Origin of the sequence: Sphaerospermopsis sp. LEGE 00249, from assembly GCF_014299995.1 — a bacterium.
Taxonomy (GTDB): domain Bacteria; phylum Cyanobacteriota; class Cyanobacteriia; order Cyanobacteriales; family Nostocaceae; genus Sphaerospermopsis; species Sphaerospermopsis kisseleviana.
In genome coordinates this window covers 1-1,027 of the sequence record NZ_JACJUZ010000177.1, presented here as the reverse complement: position 1 = coordinate 1,027, position 1,027 = coordinate 1, and the positions used below count along the sequence as shown (strand labels likewise).

At 40.7% G+C, this 1,027-nt stretch carries 2 protein-coding genes; both read left to right on the top strand.

Annotated elements, in window-relative coordinates:
• Nucleotides 1-706, top strand: a 706-nt coding sequence (locus H5968_RS24995; RefSeq protein ID WP_187042086.1) for an SPOR domain-containing protein, incomplete at its 5' end; no start/stop codon positions are given.
• Between the two features lie 118 nt (nt 707-824).
• Nucleotides 825-1,027 (top strand): PspA/IM30 family protein (locus tag H5968_RS24990; protein WP_187042085.1); only part of this gene is annotated, 203 nt, incomplete at its 3' end.

Below are 1,027 nucleotides of genomic sequence, written 5' to 3'. Positions count from 1 at the left end.
AAATCATACTCCCAAACACCCAGATGATGATTTAGAACCCAGTGAACCACTGCTGCGAAGTCTCAAGGACAGTTTACTGTCACCGTTGGGTATTGGTTCTATGCTGCTGCTGCTGTTAGCTAGTTTAACTTTAGGCTATGTAGTATTTAATTCCCGAACTTTACCACAGTTGCATTTGAGCCAACTTTTTAACCGTATTTTCTTAAAAAATAGTGAAAATACTTATGTTCCGGCAAGTAATCCCTCACCTGTAGCCCAACCAGAAATCACACCTATTCCCAAATATCCTAACTTGGCGGCTCGTGAGTTTCCACAGGTGAGAGATCCTAATGATGTAATAGGTTTAACACCGAAAGTTAAACCAACCCCGACAGCTACTCTCCAACCCATAGTCATCGAAACACCAATAAGTCCAGTAGTTCCACTAACTTCAGTCCCCAATGTTGCCGCTATACCCAAGCCCAAGGAAACTTTACCAGGACTGAATACAGAAATAAAACCATCAGCGGATGGGTACTATTATATTGTGGCTGATAATCAAGGCAATAATGCTTTAGCAAGTGCGCGGCAAGTTGTTCCTGATGCTTATTTATCAGATGGACAAAAGTATATTTATCTTGGTGCATTGAAGACTGAAGAGGAAGCAAAACAACGTTTACAGCAACTACAGGCAAAAGGGATTAAAGCCCGTGTACGAAAACCATGATAGGTAATTGATAGTTGATAATTGATAATTGATAATTCAGAATTGATAATTCAGAATTGATCATGGAAAGAAGCCTAAATTTGCTGGTTGCTAAAACCTGAATGGAGCATATTTAAGTATGGAAGTGATGAAGCGCATTTTGCGGGTAGTTCGTGCTAATGTTAACAGCTTGGTGAATGGTGCTGAAGATCCAGAAAAAGTTTTGGAGCAAACCTTTCTGGAAATGCAGTCAAATTTGGTACAATTGAGACAGGGAGTTGCTGGTGCGATCGCTACCCAAAAACGCACTGAACGTCAAGCACTTGCAGCAGAATCTCAATC